Raw genomic sequence first — 22,038 nt, 5'->3', positions numbered from 1 at the left:
CCGCAAAGGCGCATAGCCTGCTGTAACAAACACCCCGGTCGAGTGCAGTGCTCCAAAGAGCCTGCACCACCGGGGTGTTTTTTTGCCTGTGGAAAACTCAGTGAGGAGTTTTACTGGATTAATGAGAACGACTCTCATTATACTCGCCCTCCCCCGGTTCTGCCCGTGCATAGGAAAGTGCCGCCGTGCTGGAAAAACTGTTCACTCAACACGCCCCTGCGTTGCATCGATATCTGTTGCGCAAGAAGTGCTCCCCCAGCCTGGCCTCGGACCTGGTGCAGGACACATTTTTGCGCATCGCCCAGCTGGAGAGCCTGGAGCGCGTGCTCTGCGCGCCGTCCTATCTGTTTCGGGTAGCGCACAACCTGATGATCGACCATCACCGGCGCTTTGGTGAAAAGCGCTACGAAAACGACTCCACGGCCTTTTTCGCCACCCTGGTCGATGAAACCAGTTGCCCTGAAGAACAGGCACTCGGCGCACTCGAACTGGAGCACCTGGAAAGCCTGCTTGAACGCATGCCTGCCCGTACCCGCGACGTATTTATGCTCTGTCGCGTCGAGGGCATGACGCACAAAGAGACCGCGCGCTATTTACGGATATCCACAAGCTCTGTACAAAAACACATGGCAATGGCCCTGGCCAGGATTGGCCGGGCGCTAGAGCCAGACCAAGAGGGCTGAGCCTTGTGTATGACAAAGAGCCAAAAGGTAAATAGACCGAACCGTGAACGCCTCCCCACAGACTATCGACCCGGTAGAGCGCAAAGCTGCCGACTGGGTGATGCGCCATCGCCAAGGACAGCTTTCGGCACGTGAACTTGAGGCTTTTGCGCGTTGGCTGGCTGCCGACCCATTGCACGCGGCTGCCGTTGAGCGCGCCAATCGTGCCTGGCAGGCCACGGCATCGCTCAAGCAACGCCCCGGTTATGTAAAACCCCAGCGCCCGCCGCGCTCGGCCTGGCTACGCATGCCAATCATCAGTGGAGGCGCGGCGACGGCCTTCGCCCTCGGCTGCTGGATGCTGCTGGCGCCGCCTTTTTGGGCACAAGCCCTGACCAGCGACTACCACACCGGTTTTGGCGAAGTACGCCAGATCACCCTGGCCGACGGCAGCCAGGTGCAGTTGGGTAGCCACAGTATTCTCAACCTGGCCTACGACGATCAGACCCGGCGCGTGCGCTTGAGTCAGGGCGAAGCCGTGTTCACACCTGCGCCGATGAATGAACAGGAGCGACGCCCCTTCACCGTCCAGGCACCCGGCGCCGATATCACGGCACGCGGCACCCGCTATCTGGTGGGTATCGGCAAGGATCGCGAAGGCTGGGTAGGCGTATTGCAGCACCGGGTCGAGGTCAATCTGACCGATCACGGGCGCGATGAGGCCGCCGGCTCGGCATTGCTTGAACAGGGCAACAGCCTGCGCTTCAGCCCAAAATCTGGGCTTGTACCGCTGAACACCAGCCCTGAGGAGCTGGCCAGTTGGCAGGAAGGACGACTGGTATTCCAGCGTGAATCCCTGGCCGACGCCGCAGCCCGCATCAACCGCTATCGACCTGGGCTGGTACTGGTCAAAGGTGAGGCACTGCGCAACGTCAAAATCAGTGCAGTGATGCGCCTGGATAACCTCGACGAGGCGCTCAAGCACCTGGTGGCGCAAGTTCATGGGCGTATTGTCGAGCTGCCTAGGCTGACACTGATCTACTGATCGATCTTAAAAAATCAAATAAAAAATCATATTCATAGATCATAACGATCTATCGCGTTTTTGCAGCTGAGCCGTTTCTACTACATGTGAATAAATCTTATTTACTTTAGTGAGGCCGGTTTTGCAGACGCACGAGAACAACAAAAAGCGCCAGGCAACAAAACGTACCCGACTGAGCCTGGGGATTCAGTTGGCCGTCATTGCGCTGGTCGCCGATGCCACGACTATCAGCCCGGTACTGGCAGCCCCGGCCGTCAGTGCAACACACGCCCCGGCCACTGATGTGCACAATTTCGATGTGCCGACCCTGGCCCTGGATCAAGCCCTGGTGCTGCTGGCGCGCCAGGCCGGTGTCGAGCTGTACCTGGGCAGCAACGACTTCACCAACAGCTACGGCAACCCGGTCAAGGGTCGCCTGTCCCTGGACGCAGCGCTGCAAACATTGCTGGCCAATCAAGGTGTCACCTACAGCCTCAGCGGCCCGTCCGACCGCCCGATCATCCAGGTGCAGCCCGGGCCGAACTCGGCCGGCATCCTGCCTGGCGACCTGCATCCCACCTACGTGCTTGGCATGGAGGGCAAACAGTCGCGCGATGAAAAAGGCTACAACGACGTCTACGACCAGGACATCTCCACGGTCTATGCCGGCAAGGAGCAGATCGAGCGCTACAAAGGCGCAGCCCCCGCCGATATGTTCAAGGGCATGCTTAACGTCTACAGCGGCGATTCGCGTAACAGCGGCGCGCTGGACCCGAACATCCGCGGCATCCAGGGCCCGGGGCGCGTGCCGCTGACCATCGACGGCACCGAGCAGGCACTGACGGTGTATCGCGGCTATATGGGCGCCAACAACCGCAACTACATCGACCCCAACCTGATCGGCAGCATCAAGGTGCTCAAAGGCCCGAACCTGGAGCGCAACGTCTATAGCGGCGTCGGTGGTGCGGTGGTAGCCAGCACCCTTAACGTCGATGACATTCTCAAGCAAGACCAGGAGTTCGGTGGCGAACTCAAGATGGAAGGCAGCAACAATTCGGTTTCACCCAAGCTGCCAACGCTGATGACCGGGCAGATGCCCAGCCCTGACCATATCTATTATCCCGTCCACTCGTACTACGATCCATCGCTGTACAAACACCCGCGCACAAGCAGTAGCAACAACCTGTTGTCCAGTGACGACTCTGCCTATCGCCTGGCCCTGGGCACGCGCCAGGAAAAATTCGAACTGCTCGCTGCCTACGCCTTCCGGGAAAAGGGCAACCACTACGCTGGCAAGAACAAAAGCGACTTTTACGCGACCGGTAAGCAGATCAACGGCCAATTTGATTACATCCCCAACCTGGCCAATATCTACAAGCCAGGCGATGAAGTGCCCAATACCTCCAGCAAGATGGAGTCTTGGTTGGCCAAGGCCAAACTCAAGATCGATGAAGGCCAATCCCTGGAGTTCGGCTACCGCGACACGGATGCGCTATATGGCGAAATCATGCCATCGCGCATCTCGTTCTTCAGGCCCCAGGACCGATATGACGCAGCCACCTACGGCGTACCGCAGTGGCCCTTGAGCCATGTACAAAGCAAAGCCTATAACCTGGAATACAACCTCAAGCCCGAAGATAACCCGTGGGTAGATTTCTATTCCAACCTGTGGGCAACCAACACCCGCAGTGATACCTACAGCAGCGGTGGTGTCCCCAATGCCAGCACCATAGACGACCCGGTGTACAGGAACACCGCACTGGCCAATGCCCAGCACGACCGCACCGGCTTGATTGCGAGCAACAAATTCAAGTTGCTCGACAGCCTCGACCTGACTCTTGGCGGCAGTTATCAACATGAAAAACTGGGGTCGAACGACAACTACTACGATCCCATCATCAGCGATACCTTGCGCATGTACCCCCGGGCCGGGCGCCGTGAGGAAAAGGAATACAACTTCAACTTCGATTGGCGCCCTGTCAGCTTTGCCCGATTCAACGCCGGAATGCGTTATTCATCTTACTGGGCGTTTGATGACTATTTGAAAAGTGAACAAGACAAGACCGGCATAACGTCAAAACCCGTAGAAACCGGGCGAAAAGTCACTTATACCACTCAAAAAACCCTGACAGACACTGAGTGGCAAACCGATATTGACCGGAAAATTGCCTTCGAAAAAATCTTCTGGGACATGTTTGACACCCCTGAATCAGATCGTCAGGAATTAACAGAACTTATTAAAAACAATACGCCGCGCGTCCAAAACACCGAGCATACGGTGAACTGGGAACATGATGGCAAAGGTCGTTATTCGCGCGATAACAATCCGTGTATCAACGGTGCTGCTGGAGAAAATATGATCCAGTGCACTGCATCGGTGGGCGAAATCTATGAGCAAAAAGATATCAAGGCCAAACACCAGAAAGACAGCGGCTGGGCGCCAAACTTATCTGCCACGTTCTACACCTCGGAAAATGGCCGAGTCTACCTTCGCTACAGTGAGGCCATCCGTTACCCGAGCATGTTTGAAAGCACTATAGGCTTCTCGTCATCTACCAACCCTTGGGGACTTGAGCCCGAACACGCCTACAACTACGAAGCCGCCTACATCCATAACCTCGCCGGCTGGGGTGGCAGTGAACATGCGGATATCAAGCTGACCTATTACCACAACACTATCAAGAACGTGATCGAACGCAGCCCCGAACTGCGCTTTAGTAACCTGGAAAAACAAACCACCTCCGGCGTCGAGTTTCAAGGGCGCTACGACAGCGGGCGTTTTTTCACCGATGTAAGCCTTGCCCATGTATTGAAAAACAAAGTCTGTGACGAGACTTCGGCGATGTTGATCAGCTACGACGGCAGTACCCCCAATTGCGTGGATGATGGTTTTGTAGGCGGTTATCTGGTGAGCATGTCGCAGCCGGAGTGGTCAGCCAACCTAGGCCTGGGTGCGCGATTCTTTGATCGAAAGCTGGAAGTGGGCGGACGCGCGATTTATTACCGCCAACACCAAAGTAAGTTCTATAGCAACTATGCAAACAGCGCCATGGTCAGTTACTACATCAATACGCCCATGTCGTGGGACGACATTGTCACTTATGACGCCTACGTCAACTACAAGCTGACCGATGATGCCTCCCTTGAGTTGACCGGTACTAACTTGAGTAACCTCTACTACATCGATCCCCTGACGCGTTCCGCAATGCCCGCTCCCGGTCGAACCCTGAAGCTTGCATTTACCACAAACTTTTGAAGTTTCAAAACATTCATCGAATTCAAGGAGCGATAAAATGAAAGTCATCACCCGTGCCTTTTTGGCGCTTACCGCCTTTAGTCTGGCTGGTATCGTTCAAGCGGGGAACGCCTCGGGGCAAAGCTACATTAATTATTTCGTTGCAGGCTCCACGTATAACTCTGGATTACCCGAGTATCCCAGTGTGCCAGGCCAACCGGGTCTGAAACTTACCAACTTCCATAGCGGTATAACGCTCGCCTTCAATGCACTAAAAGGCTATGCACGCCCTGATAGCAGCGGCGTTTACAGCCTGGCCTACTTGCCGCCGCCTGCGATGGGTCACTTCGACTTCAAAGACGTTGCCGGGCAAGAGGTTTACTACGGCGAATGGTCAAATAACGGCACCCACAACGACCCAACACGGGTCGTGTATTACTCCGGCGACACGGCAGGCCGTGTATTGCCCACGGCCACCGTGACCTATGCCGTCCAGGGTATCAGCAACTACTCGGGCGCCAATCTACTACAGGGTGAGCTGTTCGCAAGCTTCGGCACTGCCACCCCCAAACTGGTGGGCACATTGAGCAATAGCAGCCTGAGCATCCAGTTGGCGGCACCTATCAACACCACTGACGCCAACTTCAATGGCGTTGCGGCAGCACGCAATACCATCGACGGCAAGCTGCTTTCGACCGGCAACACCCAGGGCAGCTTCTATGGAGCAGGCGCCAACGCCTCGCTGGCCGGTATCGCCAAGTTCGCGAATCGTGATTACGACACGGCGTTCGGTGGGGTTGTTAAGTAACAGCCGCTTCTTATCTGAATCGTTTTTCCACAACTTTAAACTTGCGAGGTGAGCCATGGGAGGCTGAAGAAGCAATCGGCAACTGCTTGACGTGTTGACTTAATTTAAATCACTCAATGGATCATGAAATGAAAACTTTAAACTACACAGTACTGGCAATCGCTCTTCTTGGTCTGACTGGGGTTGCCCAGGCAGATTCTGCTTCCGGTCAAAGTTACACCGGTGCCATTGTCGTTGGCGGTACTGGCGCTTCGTCGCCTAACCACCCTAGCTCCCCAGGGGTGCCAGCTGTTGGCGTCGTGGCCTTCTACGGCGGTGCAAAAGTACCGTTCAGTGGCTTGAAAGGCATGGTTGCCACCGATGGCAATGGGGTCACCACTATTACCCCCGCCATGATGCCAGCCTCCCACGCCGCCCTGGGCAACTTCGACTTCAAACAAGTCGCCAACCAGCAGGTGTACTACGGCGAATGGTCGCAAAACGGCACCAACAACGACCCGACTCGCGTCGTGTACTACTCCGGCGACACCGCCGGCCGCGTACTGCCAACAGCCAACGTGACCTATGCCGTACAGGGCATCAACAACTACTCCGGGGCTAACGTGCTGTCCGGCGACCTGACCGCCTCGTTCGGCAACGCTGCACCCACCTTGACCGGCTCGCTGAGCAACAGCGCGCTGAAAGTTCAAGTCACCGCCGCCATCGACACCGCCACCGCAGGCTTCGCCGGTACTGCCCAAGCGCGTAATACCGCAACCAACGCACTGCTTTCGTCGGGCACCTCGCAAGGCAGCTTCTTCGGCGCAGGCTCTACCGCGTCGCTGGCCGGTATCGCCAAGTTCTCCGATCGCAACTACGACACCGCCTTCGGTGGCGTCGCCAAGTAATCGCCGGTTGAACCTGTTGTAGCACCACCCAAGCAAGTGCCTGCCCCCAGGCACTTGTTTTTGGCGTTTTGAAGCGATCCCGAGAGCCCAGTAATGCCCCAGCCCTACTGCAAACGATCCCCTGCGCTCCACGCTTTACCCTTTTCCCTGCTGCTGTTAATGGCCCCTGCGGTATTTGCTGCCGACCAGGACACCAGCCTGCGCCTGAACCAGACCATCGAGTACCGCGCCAACCAGCAAGAGCGCGAGTTGCTCAAGGATGAACTGCCCAGCGACGGCGCCGCGCCACTGTTGAACATCGATGGCCAGGACTACACCGTCGGCAACAACCTGGATGAGTTGGGCCGTGCGGTGTACGTGTCCCTCTCGCGCCAGAACTGGCCACAGGCCAGGGACTATCTCAAACGCTACACCGCCCTGCCCGGCCACGACCCGATGCTCACCGCCTATGCCAAGGGCGGCCTGGCCCGCGCCGATGGCGATCTGGAACAGGCCGAAGATTATTACCGGCAGTTGCTGGCGATACAGTCCGACTTCCTGCCGGGCCGCCTGGAGCTGGCGCGGGTGCTGTTCGAGAACCGCAAGGATGGCGAGTCCAACGCCGTATTCCAGCAGATCAGCAGCGGCCTCAGCCCCGCCGACGCGCAGGCCATGGGCCTGGGCAAGACCGTCGACAGTTTCAAGCAGGCCCTGGATCACCGTGAAGACTGGCAAGGCTCCTTCGCCATCGGCCCGACCTGGGGCAAAAACCTCAATCAGTCACCCGAAAGCACGGTGACGTATCGCTACGTCACTGCCGAAGAAACCATTCTGGTCCAACGCTCGCTGCCCAAGGCCGTGTCTGCCCACGGCGCGGATTACGAGGCCACGCTCAACAAACGCATCGCCCTCAGCGGCCATCACGGGGTATTCATGCGCTCGCTGTTGTACGGCCAGGCGTATGAAAAAGAGAGCAAGTACAACGAAGGCACAGTGATCAACAATGCCGGCTACAGCTACCACGATGCCAAGAACCAGTACTCCTTCGGGCCGTCGTATGAGTTCAACACCATTGCCGACAACGCCATGTACAGCGCCTGGGGGCTGCGGGGCGAATGGATCCACACGTTATCGGCCACGCGCATGTTCAAGCTCGAAGGCGAATACAAGGACATGGCCTACAAGCACGACCTCAATACCAACCTCGACGGCGGCATCAGTTCGGTCTACGCCACCCTATGGCAGGCACTGCCCCAGCGCTGGACGCTGTTCGGCGGCGTGGACCTGAGCCAGCGCAACGCCCAGGACCGTACCCAGGCTTACCTGCAAAAAGGTGTGCGGCTGGGCGTCGCCAAGGATTTCGAGGTGGGTGTCAGCGCCGTGCTGTTCGCGTCATACCGCAAGCGCCAATACGATGCCTACAGCGCGATTGTTGATGACCGTCGCAGCGACGATGAACAAGGCTACACGTTTATCCTGCGCGCCCCACGCCTGGCGGTGATGGATGTGGTGCCCAGTCTGACAGTCAAGTACAACAAGGTCGTAAGCAATGTCGACTGGCTTTATTCCTACGACAAAAACAGCATCAGCCTAAAGCTGGAAAAGCAGTTTTAACCGTCTTCACCGGGTTTTCTATTTCGCGGTTGCACTTATAGCGAGCTACTGTATAAAACGCCCCTATAAACCGCGCCATCTAGCATGAGGATCCCGGCCGTGGAAGAAGTTATCGAACAATTGCGTGAAGCCAACGAACCGGTACCGGTTCCTCTGGAACTGCCCGACGAAGACCAGTTGGTGGAAGTCGAAGAACAGCTGTTTATCAACATCCCGTTTGTGTTCAAGGAATTCCTGCTGACCGTCAGCGATGTGGTGTATGGCAGCCTGGAGCCGGTGACCATCACCGACCCACAGTCCCACACCTATCTGCCGGAAGTCGCAGCCAATGCCTGGGATATCGGCGTGCCTCGCGAGCTGATCCCGATCTGCCAGGACGGTGACGATTACTACTGCGTCGAGGAAGACGGCACGGTCGTGCTGTGGTCCGGCGAAGAAGAGCTGGTCACCGAAGAGTCCTGGGAATCGGTGTGGCACTGGGCGCGGGACGTCTGGCTGGAAAGCTGATCAGTGTTCGTGGGTGTCCTTGTGGTTATCCAGGGTTTCCAGCAAGGCCACCTGCATGCGCGTATGTATGCGGATAAACCAGCGCCAGAGCACCGCTGCGACTGCGGCGGTCACCACCGCAATCAACACCAGCAACTTGTTGGTCGGCAAAATACTGGCCGACAAGGCTGCCAATAGCAGGAAAATCACCAGCAGCGAAAGGATCGGGATCAACTCGGCAATCACCCGTCGCACACGCTGGGTATGGCGCCCGGCCATTTCCGGCTTCACGCTCATCTCCGCCAGCAGCATCGACAGCGCCTTGAGCTTGCGATACGCGGCAATCAAGAATGGCAGCGACAACAACAATGCGCCGCCCCAGATCAATGCCTTTTGCCAGCTCGGATCACTGATCCAGCCTTGCAGATACCCGCCTATACGCGCCGCGAAGAAACTGCCGGTAAAGAAAATTGCGACCACCAGCGCCAGGTTCACCCCCACCTGCAGGATGATCTTGCGGATCATCGACGCCAGCATTGCGCCTTCGCCCTGGGGTTGAATGCTGCGCAGCCATTCGCCATACAGGCCAAACACCCGGCTCAGGCGCTGCGGCATCACCGCTGCAATCTTCAACGACAGAGGATCGGCACCACGAATCAGGTACGGCGTCAGCAGCGTAGTAATCGCAGAAACCGCCACCGCCACCGGGTAGAGAAAGTCGCTGGTGACCTGCAACGTCATCCCCAGCGCCGCAATGATGAAAGAAAACTCGCCAATCTGTGACAGCCCCATCCCTACCCGCAACGAGGTGCGGCCGTCGTTACCAGCGATAAACGCGCCAAGGCCACAGGACAACATCTTGCCCAGCACCACCGCCACGGTAATCACCGCGATCGGCCAGGCGTATTGCAGCAGGATCTGCGGGTCGATCATCAAGCCGATGGCGACAAAGAAAATCGCACTGAACATGTCGCGAACCGGCTCGATCAGACGCTCGATTTTCAGCAACTGCCGGGATTCGGCCATGATCGCGCCGATCAGGAAGGCCCCCAGCACCATGCTGTATTCGAGCTTGACCACCAACAGGCAAAACCCGAAACACAGGCCCAGGACGGTAATCAGCAGCATCTCGTTGCTTTCGAATTTGGCCACGTAGGCCAGCAGCCGCGGCACCAGCAAAATGCCGATCACCAGCGCCACAATCATGAACAGCGAGAGCTTGCCGACGGTGGAAAACACTTCGCCGGAGCTGACTGTACCGCTGACGGCGATGCTCGACAGCAAGGCAATGATGCCGATACCCAGGATGTCTTCGACGATCAGCACGCCAAAGATCAGTTGGGCAAAGCGCTGGTTTTTCATCTTCAGGTCGTTGAGCGCCTTGACGATGATGGTGGTCGAGGAAATCGCCAGGATCGCGCCGAGGAACAGCGAGTCCATGGTGTTCCAATCGAACCATTGGCCAATTTCGTAGCCAATCCAGATCATCAGGATGATTTCGAGGAAGGCTGCGATAAACGCCGTGGCGCCCACCTTGAACAGCTTGCGCAGGCTGAACTCCAGGCCCAGGCAGAACATCAGGAAGATCACCCCCAGCTCGGCCAGGGTCTTGATCGTGTCTTCGTCGTGGATCAGCCCGAATGGCGGAGTGTGCGGGCCGATGATGAAGCCAGCGACGATGTACCCCAGGACCACTGGCTGCTTGAGGCGATGGAACAGGATGGTCACCACCCCTGCCACGAGCATGATCACGGCCAAGTCCTGGATAAAGCTGATGGCGTGCATGGCGAGGGGCTCCTTGAGGGTACTGGCACTTTCCCAAGTTCCACGCAGCCACCACAACGGCTCGTAATGTGCGGAAGGAAAAGTCTGCCTTAATCGTAAGAAATGCCCTTGAACTAGGCTTTTGAAGGGTAACACCGCGACTTCCGGCAGAAAGCCGGTGCAATATATGGAAACAGATCGCTCCCGGCGTGACGGCAAGCCCCGTCCCGGCGTCCCGTAAGGGATGGCGCTGTAATGATTCCAGCATCCGCAGAGGTGCCCCCCAACCAATGCCTACAACCGTGAGTGTGCTATGGAACCCGGAAACGCCCAGCTGTCGATGACGGTATTGATGACCCCTGACATGGCCAACTTCTCAGGCAATGTCCACGGCGGCACCCTGCTCAAGTACCTCGACGAAGTGGCCTACGCCTGCGCCAGCCGTTATGCCGGCCGCTACGTAGTCACACTGTCGGTGGACCAGGTGATTTTTCGCGAGCCGATCCATGTCGGCGAGTTGGTGACGTTCCTGGCGTCGGTCAACTACACCGGCAACACGTCGATGGAAGTGGGGATCAAGGTCGTCACCGAGAACATCCGCGAGCGCTCGGTACGCCATACCAACAGCTGCTTTTTTACCATGGTCGCTGTCGACGACGACCGCAAACCGGCCGCCGTGCCCGCGTTGCAGCCACAGAACAGTGAAGACAAGCGCCGGTTTATCCAGGGCAAGCAGCGTCGCCAGGTTCGCCAGGAGCTGGAGAAGCGCTACCAGGAAATCAAGGCCGACGCCCTCTGATCCCAAACTGTAAACCCAACCCTAATGTGGGAGCGGGCTTGCCCGCTCCCACATTAGGGTTGGTGGTGTTACAGGCTGATCGGCGTGGCTTCGAAGCGCACGCGCGGGTGGGCGATGCGGTCCTGGGCTCGTACCAACTCCAACTCGTAACTGGCGCACGCCTGGGTTTCCAGCAGCACTTCATGCACAGCCGCCGCAGTGAACTCGAAGGCCGCCAGCAGGCTGTCGCCCAGCAGCACCCGCGCCAGGAACAAACCTGAGGTCAAGTCGCCCACGCCCACCGGCTGGCGCGGGAATGCCAACAGCGGCCGGCGCAGGTGCCAGCTGCCTTCGGCAGTCACCAACAACATCTCGAAACCGTCCGCCAGCTTGCCCGGATAGTCCAGGTGCTTGACCAGCACCGCTTTGGGGCCGCGCGCCAGCAGCGCTCGCGCCATGCCCAGGCAATCGAACAGCGACTGCGGCTTGCGCCCCGAGAAGCTGTCCAGTTCCAGTTGGTTGGGGCACAGGAAGTCGGCCATGGCGACGGCTTCGTCCAGCAAAAAATCACTGACTTCCTGCGGCACGATGCAGCCTTTTTCCGGGTGGCCCATCACCGGGTCGCACAGGTACAGCGCCTTGGGGTTGATCGCCTTGATCCGCGCCACACCGGTCAGGATCGCCCGGCCCTGGGCGGCGCTGCCCAGGTAGCCAGACAGCACCGCGTCGCAGTTACCCAGCTCGCCAATCGCCGCGATCCCTTCTACCAACGCAGGAATTTGCTGCGGCGCCAACACTTCTCCCGCCCACTGGCCATACTGGGTATGGTTGGAGAACTGCACGGTGTTGAGCGGCCAGACATTCACCCCCACCCGCTGCATGGGAAACACGGCGGCGCTGTTGCCGGCATGGCCGAAGACCACATGGGACTGGATCGCAAGCAGATGAGGCGTACGTTTCATGCAGGGGATTTCCGTAAAACCGTTAAATTCTGGCCGCGCAGTATGCGACTAAAAGCAGCCTGTACGACAGACCGGAGACACAGTTAAGCTGGCCTTACTTTGTTGGAGCAAATCGCATGCTGACCCTGGGAAATATCTTTGTGCTGATGCTGCTGGCGGCGGCTGCCGCTTGGGTGTGGCACAACCACGGCCTGCGCGAGCGCGCGCTGGAGAGGGTCAAGCAGCATTGCGCCAAGCTCGACATCGAGCTGCTCGACGGCGCCGTGGCCTTGAAACGCATCGGTTTCGTCAAGGACGCCAACGGCCGTCGGCGTTTGGCGCGGGTCTACAACTTTGAGTTCACCGTGACCGGCGAAGCACGCCATCCCGGTACCATCACCCAGTTTGGTGCCCACAGTGCGCAGATCGAACTGGCGCCCTATCCGTTTGAAATAAAGACGCCGCCGCCCACTGCCGAAGTGATTGAACTGAGCCAGTGGCGCCAGGAGCACAGCAAGACCCGTCACTGACGGCAATTGGCCAAGGCTGCTTGCAGCATAGCCACGTCCTGTTCCTCGCTGAAAATCAGCTCGATACGTGAGTCCCGCCGCCATTCGCTGGGCTGCCAGGTGAGCGTGGTGTTATCCACAGCGTTGGCCGAGACCCAGCCACCGACACTGTGGATAACCAGTTTGGCGCGCTGCCAGTCCAAACTTTCCAGCCATTGCCGGACCTTGCTGGTGTCGAACTGCTGGCTCGGATGCCAGCGCCAACCGATGCTCCACGCACCTGCCTGGGCCTGATGCAGGCAAATCGGCACGCACGGATCGCTCCAGACAGCCGGGATCTGCCCCAGCCCCTTGGGTGTTTCGAAGTTATCCACAACCGCCCCCGCCTGAGCATCGAGCCCCGGCAGCCGGGCCAATGGCAGTTGCGCCTGTCGGGTCCAGAAAATCTCGCAAGCCGGCAGCGCCCTTTCAATCTCGCCACGCTGTACGGCGTCCAGCCCTTCATCCTTGTTCAGCACCAGCAACCCGGCACTGACCAGCGCCTCACGCTGGGCCTCGGGCAATGACCTGCCCGCCGCCAGCGCCTGGGCGTCGAGTACCAGCACACAAGGCTGGACGGCCAGCACGGTGTGCCAGGGCGCCTGGCGCAACTGCTGGAGCAATTGCGCCGGGTGGCCAAGCCCCGAGGGCTCGATAAACAACCGGTCGGGCTTGGCCTTACGCAACAAACGGCCCAGGCCTACCTGGAACGGCGCGCCATTCACACAACACAAGCAGCCGCCAGCCACTTCGCCCAAGGCAATACCATCGTCATCCAGGGTCAGCAGCGCGGCATCCAGGCCAATCTGCCCGAACTCATTGATCAACACTGCCCAGCGTTCGTGGGGCGGGCGCTGGGCGAGCAGGTGCTTGATCAGGCTGGTCTTGCCGGCGCCCAAAGGCCCGGCAATCACATGAGTGGGAATATTTTGCAGCATGCTGGACATTATTCTGACCGTGTAGAGAGGCTTGATCCTACCCGGTTATGCCAACCAATCCAGCGTCAGAATCAGCCGTCGCTCGTTGGCGGCCAGCGCCGGCGAGCGATGAATCAAGCCGTAGCCTTCATTACCGCGCCACTTTTCGCCTTTGAGCAGGGCAACCTCACCACAGTGGATCTGCTCGATGCGCTCGCTGGGTTCCGAGTCTGCCTGGCTCAACTGGCGGCGGTCCATCACCCCTTCGCGCAGCCACTGACTGCCGATGCCGGCGTAGGTGGTGATCAAGCGCACCGGCACATGATCGACATGAAAACGCGGGCACATGGCCTTATCCAGCAGCCTCAGCCGCACGCCGATGCGCTTGGCCCCCAACAGGCAGGCAAAGGCGCTGACCAGCCACGCCACATCGGCGATAAACCCGTCGTAGCCTTCCAGATCACGACAGCCTGCGGCCAGGCCCAGCAAGTTGGGCTCAGCCTCTTCGCTGTCCAACTCCACCACCAGCGACTCGGCAAGCGGCTCGTTCAGCGAGACCAGCAAGGCGCCAAACTCGGCAATATGCAGCGGCAACTGGCGCTGCCACAGCGCCAGGTTCACACCGTTGTCCAGGATGTCGGCGAGGGCCAGCGGGGTTTCCCCACGGGTCTGGCGAATCACCGGGCGCAGTTGAATCACAGGTGCCAGCATCAGGCGGCTGCCTCCTCGTACCAAGGGCCAAAAGGGTCGACCATATGGCGCCAACCTTCGACGCCCAGGGCCATTTCTTCATCGGTCAGCAGGCACGCGTCCAGCTCAACACGCAGTTGCGCAAAATCGATGTTCTGCCCGATAAACACCAGTTCCTGGCGGCAATCGCCAGTACTCAACTGCCAGTTGCCCATGATCGCCGCAACGCTTTCCTGGTCCTCAGGCCATTGGCTCTTGGGCACGAAGCGCCACCAGCGACCGGCAAAACCATGGCGCATCAAGCCGCCGGCCTGGGACCAACTGCCGGCGTCGCGGTGCTTGCTGGCCAGCCAGAAAAACCCCTTGGAGCGCAGCAGTTTGCCGTTGGTCCACGGGCGGTCGATAAAGTCGAAAAACCGTTGCGGGTGGAATGGCCGACGCGCCCGATAGGCCGTGGAGGCAATGCCATATTCCTCGGTCTCCGGCACATGTTCACCGCGCAACTCTTGCAACCAGCCCGGCGCCTGGGCCGCGCGCTCGAAGTCGAAACGCCCGGTGTTGAGGATCTCGGCCAACGGCACTTCGCCCATGACCATGGGAATGATGCGCGCCTGGGCATTCAGGCGCTCAAGGATGGCCACCAGTTCTTCACGTTCGTGGCTGCTGATCAGGTCGATCTTGCTGATCAGGATGACGTCGGCAAACTCGATCTGTTCGATCAGCAAGTCAGTGATAGAACGCTCGTCCTCCTCACCCAGGGTTTCGCCACGGGACGCCAGGCTTTCGGCCGCCTGGTAATCGAGCAGGAAGTTCATGCCGTCGACCACCGTAACCATGGTGTCCAGGCGCGCAATATCCGCCAGGCTCTGACCGTTTTCATCGCGAAAGGTGAAGGTTTCGGCCACTGGCAGCGGCTCGGAAATGCCGGTGGACTCAATCAACAAGTAATCGAACCGGCCATCCCTGGCGAGCTTTGTGACCTCAATCAGTAAGTCTTCACGCAAGGTGCAGCAGATGCAGCCGTTGCTCATCTCGACCAGTTTTTCTTCCGAGCGGTTGAGGCTGACGTCGCGCTGGACCTCGCCACCATCAATGTTGATCTCGCTCATGTCGTTGACGATCACCGCCACCCGCAGGTTCTCGCGGTTGCGCAGGACGTAATTGAGCAGGGTGCTTTTGCCGGCGCCGAGAAATCCGGACAGCACGGTAACGGGTAGACGGTCGGTCATCAGGTGTTCCTCATCAGGGTGGCCGGTCAAATCGCCCGTTGATGGCGTTCGCGCAGCTCTTCACGTTCTTTGGCTTCGATACACAGGGTCGCTGTAGGCCGCAGCAACAGGCGCTTGAGGCCAATCGGCTCGCCCGTTTCGCGGCACCAGCCGTATTCACCGCGGGCCAGGAGCTCCAGGGCTTCGTCGATCTTGTCCAACAGCTTCTTTTCTCGCTCCAGCAGGCGCAGTTGCCATTGGCGCTGTTCTTCGGCGCTGCCGACATCGGCGGGGTCGCTGTTGGGTTCCTGCTCGCGCAGCACCATGAACTCGGCGTCGATGCGCGCTTGCAAGTCAGCGCGCTGGGCCAGCAGTAACTGGCGGAAAAAGGTTTGCTGGGGCTCGCTCATGTAATCGGCGGGCGATTGGGCAAGCAGGTCTTGTTCAGTCATCAGGTCGGTTCACGGGTCAGGCTTCGCTTTAATGTTATAGTATAACAATGCAAATAAGCTAATCCCCGCTTGCCTGACGCGACGAAGGGCGCAATCCTTGAGCCCGTCCATGCCCCGAGAAGCCTTATGAAATACCTGTTGTGCGGCATGTTGCTGCTGGTCGCGAACCAGGTCAGCGCGCAAGTGCCGAGCCAATTGGCCACCTGCACCCGCAGCGCCACCCTGTTGGCCTGCGTCGATGCCCAGGGCAACGCGTACAGCGTCGCCACCGTGGGCAGCACCACCTATTTGCGCGGGTTCGAGGTGATCGGCAAGCGCTACTGGGCCCAGACCAACAGCCGTTATGGCCAGTTGACGTTTTTTACCGGGCTGGCCTCCGATGGTGAGGCATGGGTTGGCTACACGCAGCGCGTGGGCTGGACCACGATCAACCGGTTTTCCAGCTCCGGCGGCGCCAGCGCCAAGTTCACGTGTAGCCGCATCACCGGCTGCTAGGCCTGGCCGTTCTTCTGCTGCTGGGCCCAGGCCATGTAACTGTTGATCGGTGGGTTTTTCTGGAAGTAGCGCTGCAACCCTTCAAACAGGCCATCCGCGATTGCCTGTTGATGACGCGCAGTGACCAGCCGCTGGCTGTCACGGACATTGGAGATAAAGCCGGTTTCCACCAGGATCGACGGCACGTCCGGCGACTTGAGAACCGCGAACCCCGCCTGCTCCACACGCTTTTGATGCAACGTGGTGATGCCCGCCAGGCTGCCCAGTACGGTATTGCCCAGTTGCAGGCTGGCGGCCAGGGTGGCACTCATCGACATATCGAGGATGACCCCGGCGAGCATCGGGTCCTTGTCCTTGAGGTTGAGCAGGCTGGTGGCGCCCAACAGGTCGGCGCCGTTTTCCCGCTGCGCCATGAAGCGCGCCGTTGCCGACGTGGCACCGCCTTCGGACAAGGCATACACCGAAGCCCCCGACGCCGTCAGCCGTGGCGCCGCATCTGCGTGAACCGAGATAAACATATCGGCCTTGTAGCGCCGGGCGATCTCCACCCGTTTGCGCAGCGGTACGAAGAAATCATCGTTGCGTACCAGCTTTACGGTAAAGCCCTTCTCGCGCTTGAGCCGCTTGGCCAGCAACTGGGAGATGGCCAGGACCACATCCTTTTCCCGCTCACCTTTGGCGCCAACAGCACCGGGGTCCTTGCCACCGTGGCCAGGGTCGACCACAACGATAATGTCGCGCTTCGGATGCGCTTTCTCCACCGACGCTTGGCGGGCGCTGCTGCTCAGGTCCAGCACCAGGCGATGCCCCTGCCCATCCTGCGGCGGCAGGACAAAGCTGTTGAGCTGCATCGGTTGGGCCAGGTCGAGGACGATTCGGGTGTCGCCCGTACCCTGGCGCCCGGAGCGAATCGCGGTAATGCCACTGTTGGCCAGTGCCAATTGGCTGAAATCACCGCTCAGGCCCGCGCCGCTCAAGTCGATGATCAGCCGCTCGGGCGCGCTCAGGGAAAAGGTCTTGTAGCTCACCGGGCCGCTGAGATCGAACACCAACCGCAGCTTGTCATTGGAACGCCACAGGCGCGCATTGCGGATCTGCGTCGCATGCAGCGCAAAAGGCAAAGTAAACACGGAGCTGGCCAGCAGCAGGCTAAGGAGTTGACGTCTGTGCATGACATTCACCGCAGAAAAATAATCGTCGACTGAATTGCTATACTATAACATGTCAGTTTATATCCAACGATGGACCTGCTTATGAATGCGCTGACTCTGCCGGATATCGCCGCGCAGGCTTCTCGCCAAGCCTTGCCACTCGACTGGGTGGGCATGTGTGGCATTGCCCTGCCCATCCTGATCGACGGCCAACGTTTGAGCGCCAAGGCCGATGCAGGAGTAAGCCTGGACGATGGCGAGGCGCGCGGCATTCATATGTCGCGCTTATACCTGGCGCTGGAAATGCTTGAGTCACAAGACCTGCAACCGGCGCTGCTGCGCCAGGTGCTACAGCGTTTTCTCGATAGCCATGAAGGCTTGTCGAACAGTGCGTACCTGCGGATTCATACCGACTTGTTGCTTAAACGTCCTGCGCTGGTCAGCCCATTAGCCGGTTGGAAGAGCTATCCGGTGAGCATCGAAGCACGCCTGGAAAAGCAGATGTTCCACGTGGAACTAAAAATTGACGTTAGTTATTCCTCAACCTGCCCGTGCTCGGCTGCCCTCGCCAGGCAGTTGATTCAGCAGCAATTTATCGATGACTTCGCTAACACGTCGTTGCAACACGAAGACGTGTTGGCCTGGCTTGGCAGCGCCAAAGGGATCATCGCCACACCGCACAGCCAGCGCAGCACTGCGCACTTGCGGGTTGATCTGCAACCTGGGCAACCCTCGCTGCCACTGACTGAGTTGATCGACCAGGCCGAAGCCGCCCTTGGCACAGCCGTACAAACCGCGGTCAAACGGGCCGATGAACAAGCCTTCGCCTTGGCCAACGGGCAGAACCTGATGTTCTGTGAAGACGCCGCCCGCCGCCTGAACCTGGCGCTGCAACGCTCGGACGCCGTGCAAGCCTTTCACCTCAAAGTCATCCACGCCGAAAGCTTGCACGCCCACGACGCCGTGGCCGAAAGCCGTTGGACGAGGGCTCGCGCGTGATCCGTTGCAATGCCTTGCGCTGGGGCGCTCCGGGCCAACCGCTGACACCGGCCATTGATATCGAACTGGACAAAGGCAGCCTGACCGGGGTGATCGGCGCAAACGGGTCGGGTAAAAGCAGTTTGTTGAAAGTCATCGCCGGCCTGCAGAAGCCCCTGGCGGGCAAGGTCACGTTGGACGTTCCACGGCGCGGCGGGCTGTCTTTCCTGCCACAGCAACAATATCTGGACCGGCAGTTTCCTATCAGCCTTCAAGAACTGGTGATTGCCGGTTTCTGGGCGACAAAACACTCCCCGCAACAACGCAGCCAACGTCTGCAAGCCGTGCTGGAGGACTGGTGCCTCAACGGCCTGGAACAGCGCCCCTTGATGGCCCTGTCCGGAGGTGAACTGCAACGCGCCCTACTCGCCCGCCTCAGCCTGGCCGAAGCGCCGGTGTTGTTGCTGGATGAGCCCCATGCCGCACTGGATGAACAAGGCCAGGCGCTGCTGTGGAAACATATCCACGCCTGGCATGCCGAAGGACGCACCTTGCTGGTGGTCTGCCATGACCTGGCCGCTGTCCGCCAACATCTGCCACAGGCGTTGCAGATCAAAAGCAGCGGTTGCGTGCTCGCGCCGAGCACCGCACTGATCCTGCAACAACCGCAGATGCAGGTCGCCTGATGCACCTCACCGCCCAACTGTGGATGCCCTTCAGCGACTTCGTGTTCATGCGCCGCGCCCTGCTCGGCGGCCTGCTGCTGGCCTGTAGCACCGCGCCGCTGGGGGTGTTCCTGATCCTGCGGCGCATGAGCCTGATCGGCGATGCGGTGGCCCACGGCATCCTGCCCGGCGCCGCACTGGGCTTCTGGTTTGCCGGCCTGAGCCTGCCGGCCCTGACCCTCGGAGGCCTCGGCGCCGGCTTGGGCATGGCCGGCCTCGCCGCGTGGATCACCCGCCGCACCGGCCTGCGCGAAGATGCCAGCCTGGCTGCGATCTACCCGATTTCCCTGGCCGCCGGCGTGCTGATCCTTGGTCTGGCCGGCAAGCGCCTGGACCTGCTGCACCTGCTGTTCGGCTCGGCGCTGGCGGTAGACGGCCCGACCTTGACCGGCATGCTGTGGGTGTCCGGCTTCAGCCTGATCGCCATGGCACTGATCTACAAACTGCTGGTGCTGGACACCCTCGACCCCCTGTTCCTGCAAACCGTCAGTCGCCTCGGGCCGTTGGCCCATGGTGTGTTCCTGACCCTGGTGGTGTTGAACCTGGTGATCGGTTTCCAGGCCATCGGCGCCTTGATGGTGGTCGGCCTGATGATGTTGCCCGCCGCGGCGTCACGCTTCTGGAGCCGGCGGCTGCCGGTATTGATCGCGATATCGGCGCTGCTCGGATGCGTGTCGGTGTGGCTTGGCTTGTTGCTGTCGTTCTATTACTCGCTGCCCAGCGGCCCGGCGATTGTGCTGGTGGCTGGCGGCTTGTACCTGCTGTCCGTGGTGTTCGGGCCGGTACATGGCTTGCTGCGCCGCCCGCCCTTGCTTACATCCCAATGAGGTGTTTTCCGATGCGCGCTCTACTCGTACTGTTCAGCGTCCTGCTACCGCTGTCGTTCGCGACCGCCCAAGATAAGCTCCAGGTGGTCACCAGCTTCAGCATTCTCGCCGACATGACCCAGCAGGTCGGCGGCGAACATATCCAGCTCAGCAACATGGTCGGCCCCGATGCCGATGCACACACCTATGAGCCATCACCCGACGATGCCAAGGCGCTGCTCAAGGCCCGCGTCATCATCAAAAATGGCCTGGGTTTCGAGCCGTGGCTCGATCGCCTGGTTGCCAGCACCGAGACCCCGGCCACGGTGGTCACCGCCAGCAAAGGCGTGATCGCGCGAACGCTGGACGAAGACGGTGAAAAGACCCCCGACCCCCACGCTTGGCATAACCTGGCCAACGCCGAAATCTACATCAGCAACATCACCCAGGCATTGATCACTGCCGACCCGGCCAACAAGGCCGACTATCAACGCAACAGCCAGGCGTACCTGCAAAAGATCTACCGCCTGCTGGCCGAAGCCAAGGCCAAGTTTGCCGCGCTGCCTGCGGGCAATCGACGCATCGTCACTTCCCATGACGCCTTCGGCTACCTGGGCCAGGCCTACGGTATCGACTTCATGGCGCCCCAAGGTTTGTCCACCGAGCGCGAGCCATCGGCCGCCGAAGTCGCCGCGCTGATCACCCAGATCCGCCAGGCCCACGTCAAGGCGGTCTTCATCGAGAACATCAAGGACGCACGCCTGCTCAAGCAGATTGCCGAGGAAAGCGGCGCGCATATCGGCGGCACGTTGTACTCCGATGCCCTGGCTGCCAAAGGCCCGGCCAGTACCTTTATCGGCCTGTTTGAATACAACCTCAACACCTTGTCCGACGCCTTGGGCACGCCATGACACTGTCGATGCTTGAACTGGAAGCCGCCGCCGTGGGCAGCCGCTTTCCCCTGGCCCAGGTACTGGATGCCTTGCCGTGGAACAGCGACGGCCTGATTGCCGCCATCGCCCAGCAACACCGCAGCGGCGAGGTATTGATGCTGGCCTGGATGAACCGCCAGGCCCTCGACGAAACCCTCGCCAGCGGCCAGGTCTGCTACTGGTCACGCTCGCGTCAGCGCTTGTGGCGCAAGGGTGAAAGCTCAGGCCACAGGCAACAGTTGATCGAAGCACGCCTGGACTGCGACGGCGATGCCGTCCTGCTGATCGTCGACCAACAAGGCCCGGCGTGCCACACCGGGCGCCCGACCTGCTTTTACAACGCCATTGAAGACCACCAGGTACACATCCTCACCGCGCCCCTCAAGGAACCTGCTGCATGATCCGCAAGAACCCCTCCGGCGATCTGCCGGTCATTGCCGAGTCAGCCTACGTCGATAAAACCGCGATCATCTGCGGCAAAGTGGTCATCGGCGAAAATGTATTTGTCGGCCCCTATGCGGTGATTCGCGCCGACGAAGTCAACGCCGACGGCGCCATGGATCCGATCACTATCGGCGCCAACTCCAATATCCAGGACGGCGTGGTGATCCACTCAAAATCCGGCGCGGCGGTAACCATCGGCGAATTCACCTCCATTGCTCACCGCTCGATTGTCCACGGCCCCTGCATCGTCGGCGATCGGGTGTTTATCGGTTTCAACAGCGTGCTGTTCAACTGTGTGGTCGGTGATGGCTGTGTGGTGCGGCACAACTCGGTGGTCGATGGTCGCGACTTGCCCGCCGCGTTCTATGTGCCCTCCACCACCCGTATCGGGCCCAACACCGACCTGTCGCAGTTCCCGCCAGTGAGTGTCAGTGCCTCGGAGTTTTCCGAAGACGTGGCCCGTACAAACGTTGATCTGGTACGCGGCTACAAAGCCCTGCAAAACGAGTTCTGA

23 protein-coding genes are annotated in these 22,038 nt (G+C 59.7%); 16 read left to right on the top strand and 7 right to left on the bottom strand.

What is annotated here, in order from left to right; genetic code table 11:
* The first annotated feature begins 185 nt into the window (after positions 1 to 185).
* From H097_RS01165 to H097_RS01135, 7 genes are all read left to right on the top strand, one after another.
* On the top strand, positions 186 to 683 hold the full coding sequence (locus H097_RS01165; RefSeq protein WP_032856686.1) for an RNA polymerase sigma factor: 498 nt from the start codon (positions 186 to 188) through the stop codon (positions 681 to 683).
* A gap of 43 nt (positions 684 to 726) precedes the next feature.
* Positions 727 to 1,707, top strand: coding sequence for a FecR domain-containing protein (locus tag H097_RS01160; RefSeq protein ID WP_239695215.1), 981 nt, complete (start codon positions 727 to 729; stop codon positions 1,705 to 1,707).
* A gap of 121 nt (positions 1,708 to 1,828) precedes the next feature.
* Complete coding sequence (locus H097_RS01155; RefSeq protein ID WP_032856684.1) at positions 1,829 to 4,942, top strand: TonB-dependent receptor; 3,114 nt, start codon at positions 1,829 to 1,831, stop codon at positions 4,940 to 4,942.
* Positions 4,943 to 4,979: 37 nt separating this feature from the next.
* Complete coding sequence (locus tag H097_RS01150) at positions 4,980 to 5,729, top strand: Slam-dependent surface lipoprotein (protein ID WP_032856682.1); 750 nt, start codon at positions 4,980 to 4,982, stop codon at positions 5,727 to 5,729.
* 128 nt (positions 5,730 to 5,857) lie between these two features.
* Positions 5,858 to 6,616: a Slam-dependent surface lipoprotein gene (locus H097_RS01145; protein WP_032856681.1), complete on the top strand. Its 759-nt coding sequence runs from the start codon at positions 5,858 to 5,860 to the stop codon at positions 6,614 to 6,616.
* Positions 6,617 to 6,775: 159 nt separating this feature from the next.
* Positions 6,776 to 8,209, top strand: coding sequence for a surface lipoprotein assembly modifier (locus H097_RS01140; RefSeq protein WP_032856679.1), 1,434 nt, complete (start codon positions 6,776 to 6,778; stop codon positions 8,207 to 8,209).
* Between the two features lie 99 nt (positions 8,210 to 8,308).
* A complete protein-coding gene (locus H097_RS01135; protein WP_029290059.1) occupies positions 8,309 to 8,716 on the top strand; it encodes an SMI1/KNR4 family protein in 408 nt (135 codons plus the stop codon).
* Here H097_RS01135 and H097_RS01130 read toward each other — a convergent pair whose 3' ends face one another.
* Entirely contained in the window at positions 8,717 to 10,480 is a 1,764-nt protein-coding gene (locus tag H097_RS01130) for a cation:proton antiporter (RefSeq protein WP_032856677.1), read from the bottom strand.
* Positions 10,481 to 10,772: 292 nt separating this feature from the next.
* Between H097_RS01130 and H097_RS01125 the strand changes: the two genes are divergently transcribed.
* Entirely contained in the window at positions 10,773 to 11,258 is a 486-nt protein-coding gene (locus H097_RS01125) for an acyl-CoA thioesterase (protein WP_032856676.1), read from the top strand.
* A gap of 68 nt (positions 11,259 to 11,326) precedes the next feature.
* Here H097_RS01125 and pdxY read toward each other — a convergent pair whose 3' ends face one another.
* Entirely contained in the window at positions 11,327 to 12,199 is an 873-nt protein-coding gene (gene pdxY, locus H097_RS01120) for a pyridoxal kinase PdxY (protein ID WP_032856675.1), read from the bottom strand.
* A 116-nt stretch (positions 12,200 to 12,315) separates the two neighbouring features.
* Here pdxY and H097_RS01115 point away from each other — a divergent pair, with 116 nt between their 5' ends.
* Positions 12,316 to 12,708: a DUF3301 domain-containing protein gene (locus tag H097_RS01115; protein ID WP_032856673.1), complete on the top strand. Its 393-nt coding sequence runs from the start codon at positions 12,316 to 12,318 to the stop codon at positions 12,706 to 12,708.
* Here H097_RS01115 and H097_RS01110 read toward each other — a convergent pair.
* Genes H097_RS01110 through dksA form a run of 4 tightly spaced genes read right to left on the bottom strand, consistent with a single transcriptional unit; the run spans position 12,702 to position 15,993 of the window.
* Positions 12,702 to 13,664, bottom strand: a complete 963-nt coding sequence (locus H097_RS01110; protein WP_032856982.1) for a CobW-like GTP-binding protein — start codon at positions 13,662 to 13,664, stop codon at positions 12,702 to 12,704. The genes H097_RS01115 and H097_RS01110 overlap by 7 nt on opposite strands.
* A 45-nt stretch (positions 13,665 to 13,709) precedes the next feature.
* A complete protein-coding gene (locus tag H097_RS01105) occupies positions 13,710 to 14,354 on the bottom strand; it encodes a DUF1826 domain-containing protein (protein ID WP_032856671.1) in 645 nt (214 codons plus the stop codon).
* Complete coding sequence (gene zigA / locus H097_RS01100; RefSeq protein WP_032856669.1) at positions 14,354 to 15,562, bottom strand: zinc metallochaperone GTPase ZigA; 1,209 nt, start codon at positions 15,560 to 15,562, stop codon at positions 14,354 to 14,356. Before zigA ends, H097_RS01105 begins: the two co-directional genes overlap by 1 nt.
* A 26-nt stretch (positions 15,563 to 15,588) precedes the next feature.
* Positions 15,589 to 15,993 carry an RNA polymerase-binding protein DksA gene (gene dksA, locus H097_RS01095; RefSeq protein ID WP_032856668.1) on the bottom strand — a complete coding sequence of 135 codons (405 nt, stop codon included), beginning with the start codon at positions 15,991 to 15,993 and terminating at the stop codon, positions 15,589 to 15,591.
* Between the two features lie 126 nt (positions 15,994 to 16,119).
* Here dksA and H097_RS01090 point away from each other — a divergent pair, with 126 nt between their 5' ends.
* Positions 16,120 to 16,488, top strand: a complete 369-nt coding sequence (locus H097_RS01090) for a hypothetical protein (RefSeq protein ID WP_032856666.1) — start codon at positions 16,120 to 16,122, stop codon at positions 16,486 to 16,488.
* On the opposite strand, the gene H097_RS01085 is transcribed toward H097_RS01090, so the two are convergent.
* A complete protein-coding gene (locus tag H097_RS01085) occupies positions 16,485 to 17,660 on the bottom strand; it encodes an N-acetylmuramoyl-L-alanine amidase (protein ID WP_032856664.1) in 1,176 nt (391 codons plus the stop codon). The genes H097_RS01090 and H097_RS01085 overlap by 4 nt on opposite strands.
* 81 nt (positions 17,661 to 17,741) lie before the next feature.
* Between H097_RS01085 and folE2 the strand changes: the two genes are divergently transcribed.
* From folE2 to H097_RS01055, 6 genes are read left to right on the top strand one after another with little or no spacing between them, the layout of a single operon-like run.
* Positions 17,742 to 18,638 (top strand): GTP cyclohydrolase FolE2, encoded by an 897-nt coding sequence (folE2, locus tag H097_RS01080; protein WP_032856663.1) that lies wholly within the window; start codon positions 17,742 to 17,744, stop codon positions 18,636 to 18,638.
* On the top strand, positions 18,635 to 19,303 hold the full coding sequence (locus tag H097_RS01075; RefSeq protein ID WP_032856981.1) for an ATP-binding cassette domain-containing protein: 669 nt from the start codon (positions 18,635 to 18,637) through the stop codon (positions 19,301 to 19,303). Before folE2 ends, H097_RS01075 begins: the two co-directional genes overlap by 4 nt.
* Positions 19,303 to 20,169: a metal ABC transporter permease gene (locus H097_RS01070; protein ID WP_032856662.1), complete on the top strand. Its 867-nt coding sequence runs from the start codon at positions 19,303 to 19,305 to the stop codon at positions 20,167 to 20,169. Before H097_RS01075 ends, H097_RS01070 begins: the two co-directional genes overlap by 1 nt.
* 11 nt (positions 20,170 to 20,180) lie before the next feature.
* On the top strand, positions 20,181 to 21,059 hold the full coding sequence (locus H097_RS01065; RefSeq protein WP_032856661.1) for a metal ABC transporter substrate-binding protein: 879 nt from the start codon (positions 20,181 to 20,183) through the stop codon (positions 21,057 to 21,059).
* On the top strand, positions 21,056 to 21,481 hold the full coding sequence (gene hisI / locus H097_RS01060; RefSeq protein ID WP_032856660.1) for a phosphoribosyl-AMP cyclohydrolase: 426 nt from the start codon (positions 21,056 to 21,058) through the stop codon (positions 21,479 to 21,481). The genes H097_RS01065 and hisI overlap by 4 nt, the downstream gene beginning before the upstream one ends.
* Positions 21,478 to 22,038, top strand: a complete 561-nt coding sequence (locus H097_RS01055) for a DapH/DapD/GlmU-related protein (protein WP_032856659.1) — start codon at positions 21,478 to 21,480, stop codon at positions 22,036 to 22,038. The genes hisI and H097_RS01055 overlap by 4 nt, the downstream gene beginning before the upstream one ends.

The organism is Pseudomonas sp. FH4, assembly GCF_000510915.2.
GTDB lineage: Bacteria > Pseudomonadota > Gammaproteobacteria > Pseudomonadales > Pseudomonadaceae > Aquipseudomonas > Aquipseudomonas brenneri.
The sequence above is the reverse complement of the archived record's forward strand: the minus strand, read 5'-3'. Positions and strand labels throughout refer to the sequence as shown.

Bases quoted from the DNA above. Each gene is read 5' to 3' on its own strand.
- H097_RS01150 (WP_032856682.1), top strand. From the start codon at position 4,980: ATGAAAGTCATCACCCGTGCCTTTTTGGCGCTTACCGCCTTTAGTCTG.
- H097_RS01145 (WP_032856681.1), top strand. From the start codon at position 5,858: ATGAAAACTTTAAACTACACAGTACTGGCAATCGCTCTTCTTGGTCTG.
- H097_RS01140 (WP_032856679.1), top strand. From the start codon at position 6,776: ATGGCCCCTGCGGTATTTGCTGCCGACCAGGACACCAGCCTGCGCCTG.
- H097_RS01130 (WP_032856677.1), bottom strand. From the start codon at position 10,480: ATGCACGCCATCAGCTTTATCCAGGACTTGGCCGTGATCATGCTCGTG.
- H097_RS01125 (WP_032856676.1), top strand. From the start codon at position 10,773: ATGGAACCCGGAAACGCCCAGCTGTCGATGACGGTATTGATGACCCCT.
- pdxY (WP_032856675.1), bottom strand. From the start codon at position 12,199: ATGAAACGTACGCCTCATCTGCTTGCGATCCAGTCCCATGTGGTCTTC.
- H097_RS01115 (WP_032856673.1), top strand. From the start codon at position 12,316: ATGCTGACCCTGGGAAATATCTTTGTGCTGATGCTGCTGGCGGCGGCT.
- H097_RS01110 (WP_032856982.1), bottom strand. From the start codon at position 13,664: ATGCTGCAAAATATTCCCACTCATGTGATTGCCGGGCCTTTGGGCGCC.
- H097_RS01105 (WP_032856671.1), bottom strand. From the start codon at position 14,354: ATGCTGGCACCTGTGATTCAACTGCGCCCGGTGATTCGCCAGACCCGT.
- zigA (WP_032856669.1), bottom strand. From the start codon at position 15,562: ATGACCGACCGTCTACCCGTTACCGTGCTGTCCGGATTTCTCGGCGCC.
- dksA (WP_032856668.1), bottom strand. From the start codon at position 15,993: ATGACTGAACAAGACCTGCTTGCCCAATCGCCCGCCGATTACATGAGC.
- H097_RS01090 (WP_032856666.1), top strand. From the start codon at position 16,120: ATGAAATACCTGTTGTGCGGCATGTTGCTGCTGGTCGCGAACCAGGTC.
- H097_RS01085 (WP_032856664.1), bottom strand. From the start codon at position 17,660: ATGCACAGACGTCAACTCCTTAGCCTGCTGCTGGCCAGCTCCGTGTTT.
- folE2 (WP_032856663.1), top strand. From the start codon at position 17,742: ATGAATGCGCTGACTCTGCCGGATATCGCCGCGCAGGCTTCTCGCCAA.
- H097_RS01070 (WP_032856662.1), top strand. From the start codon at position 19,303: ATGCACCTCACCGCCCAACTGTGGATGCCCTTCAGCGACTTCGTGTTC.
- H097_RS01065 (WP_032856661.1), top strand. From the start codon at position 20,181: ATGCGCGCTCTACTCGTACTGTTCAGCGTCCTGCTACCGCTGTCGTTC.
- hisI (WP_032856660.1), top strand. From the start codon at position 21,056: ATGACACTGTCGATGCTTGAACTGGAAGCCGCCGCCGTGGGCAGCCGC.
- H097_RS01055 (WP_032856659.1), top strand. From the start codon at position 21,478: ATGATCCGCAAGAACCCCTCCGGCGATCTGCCGGTCATTGCCGAGTCA.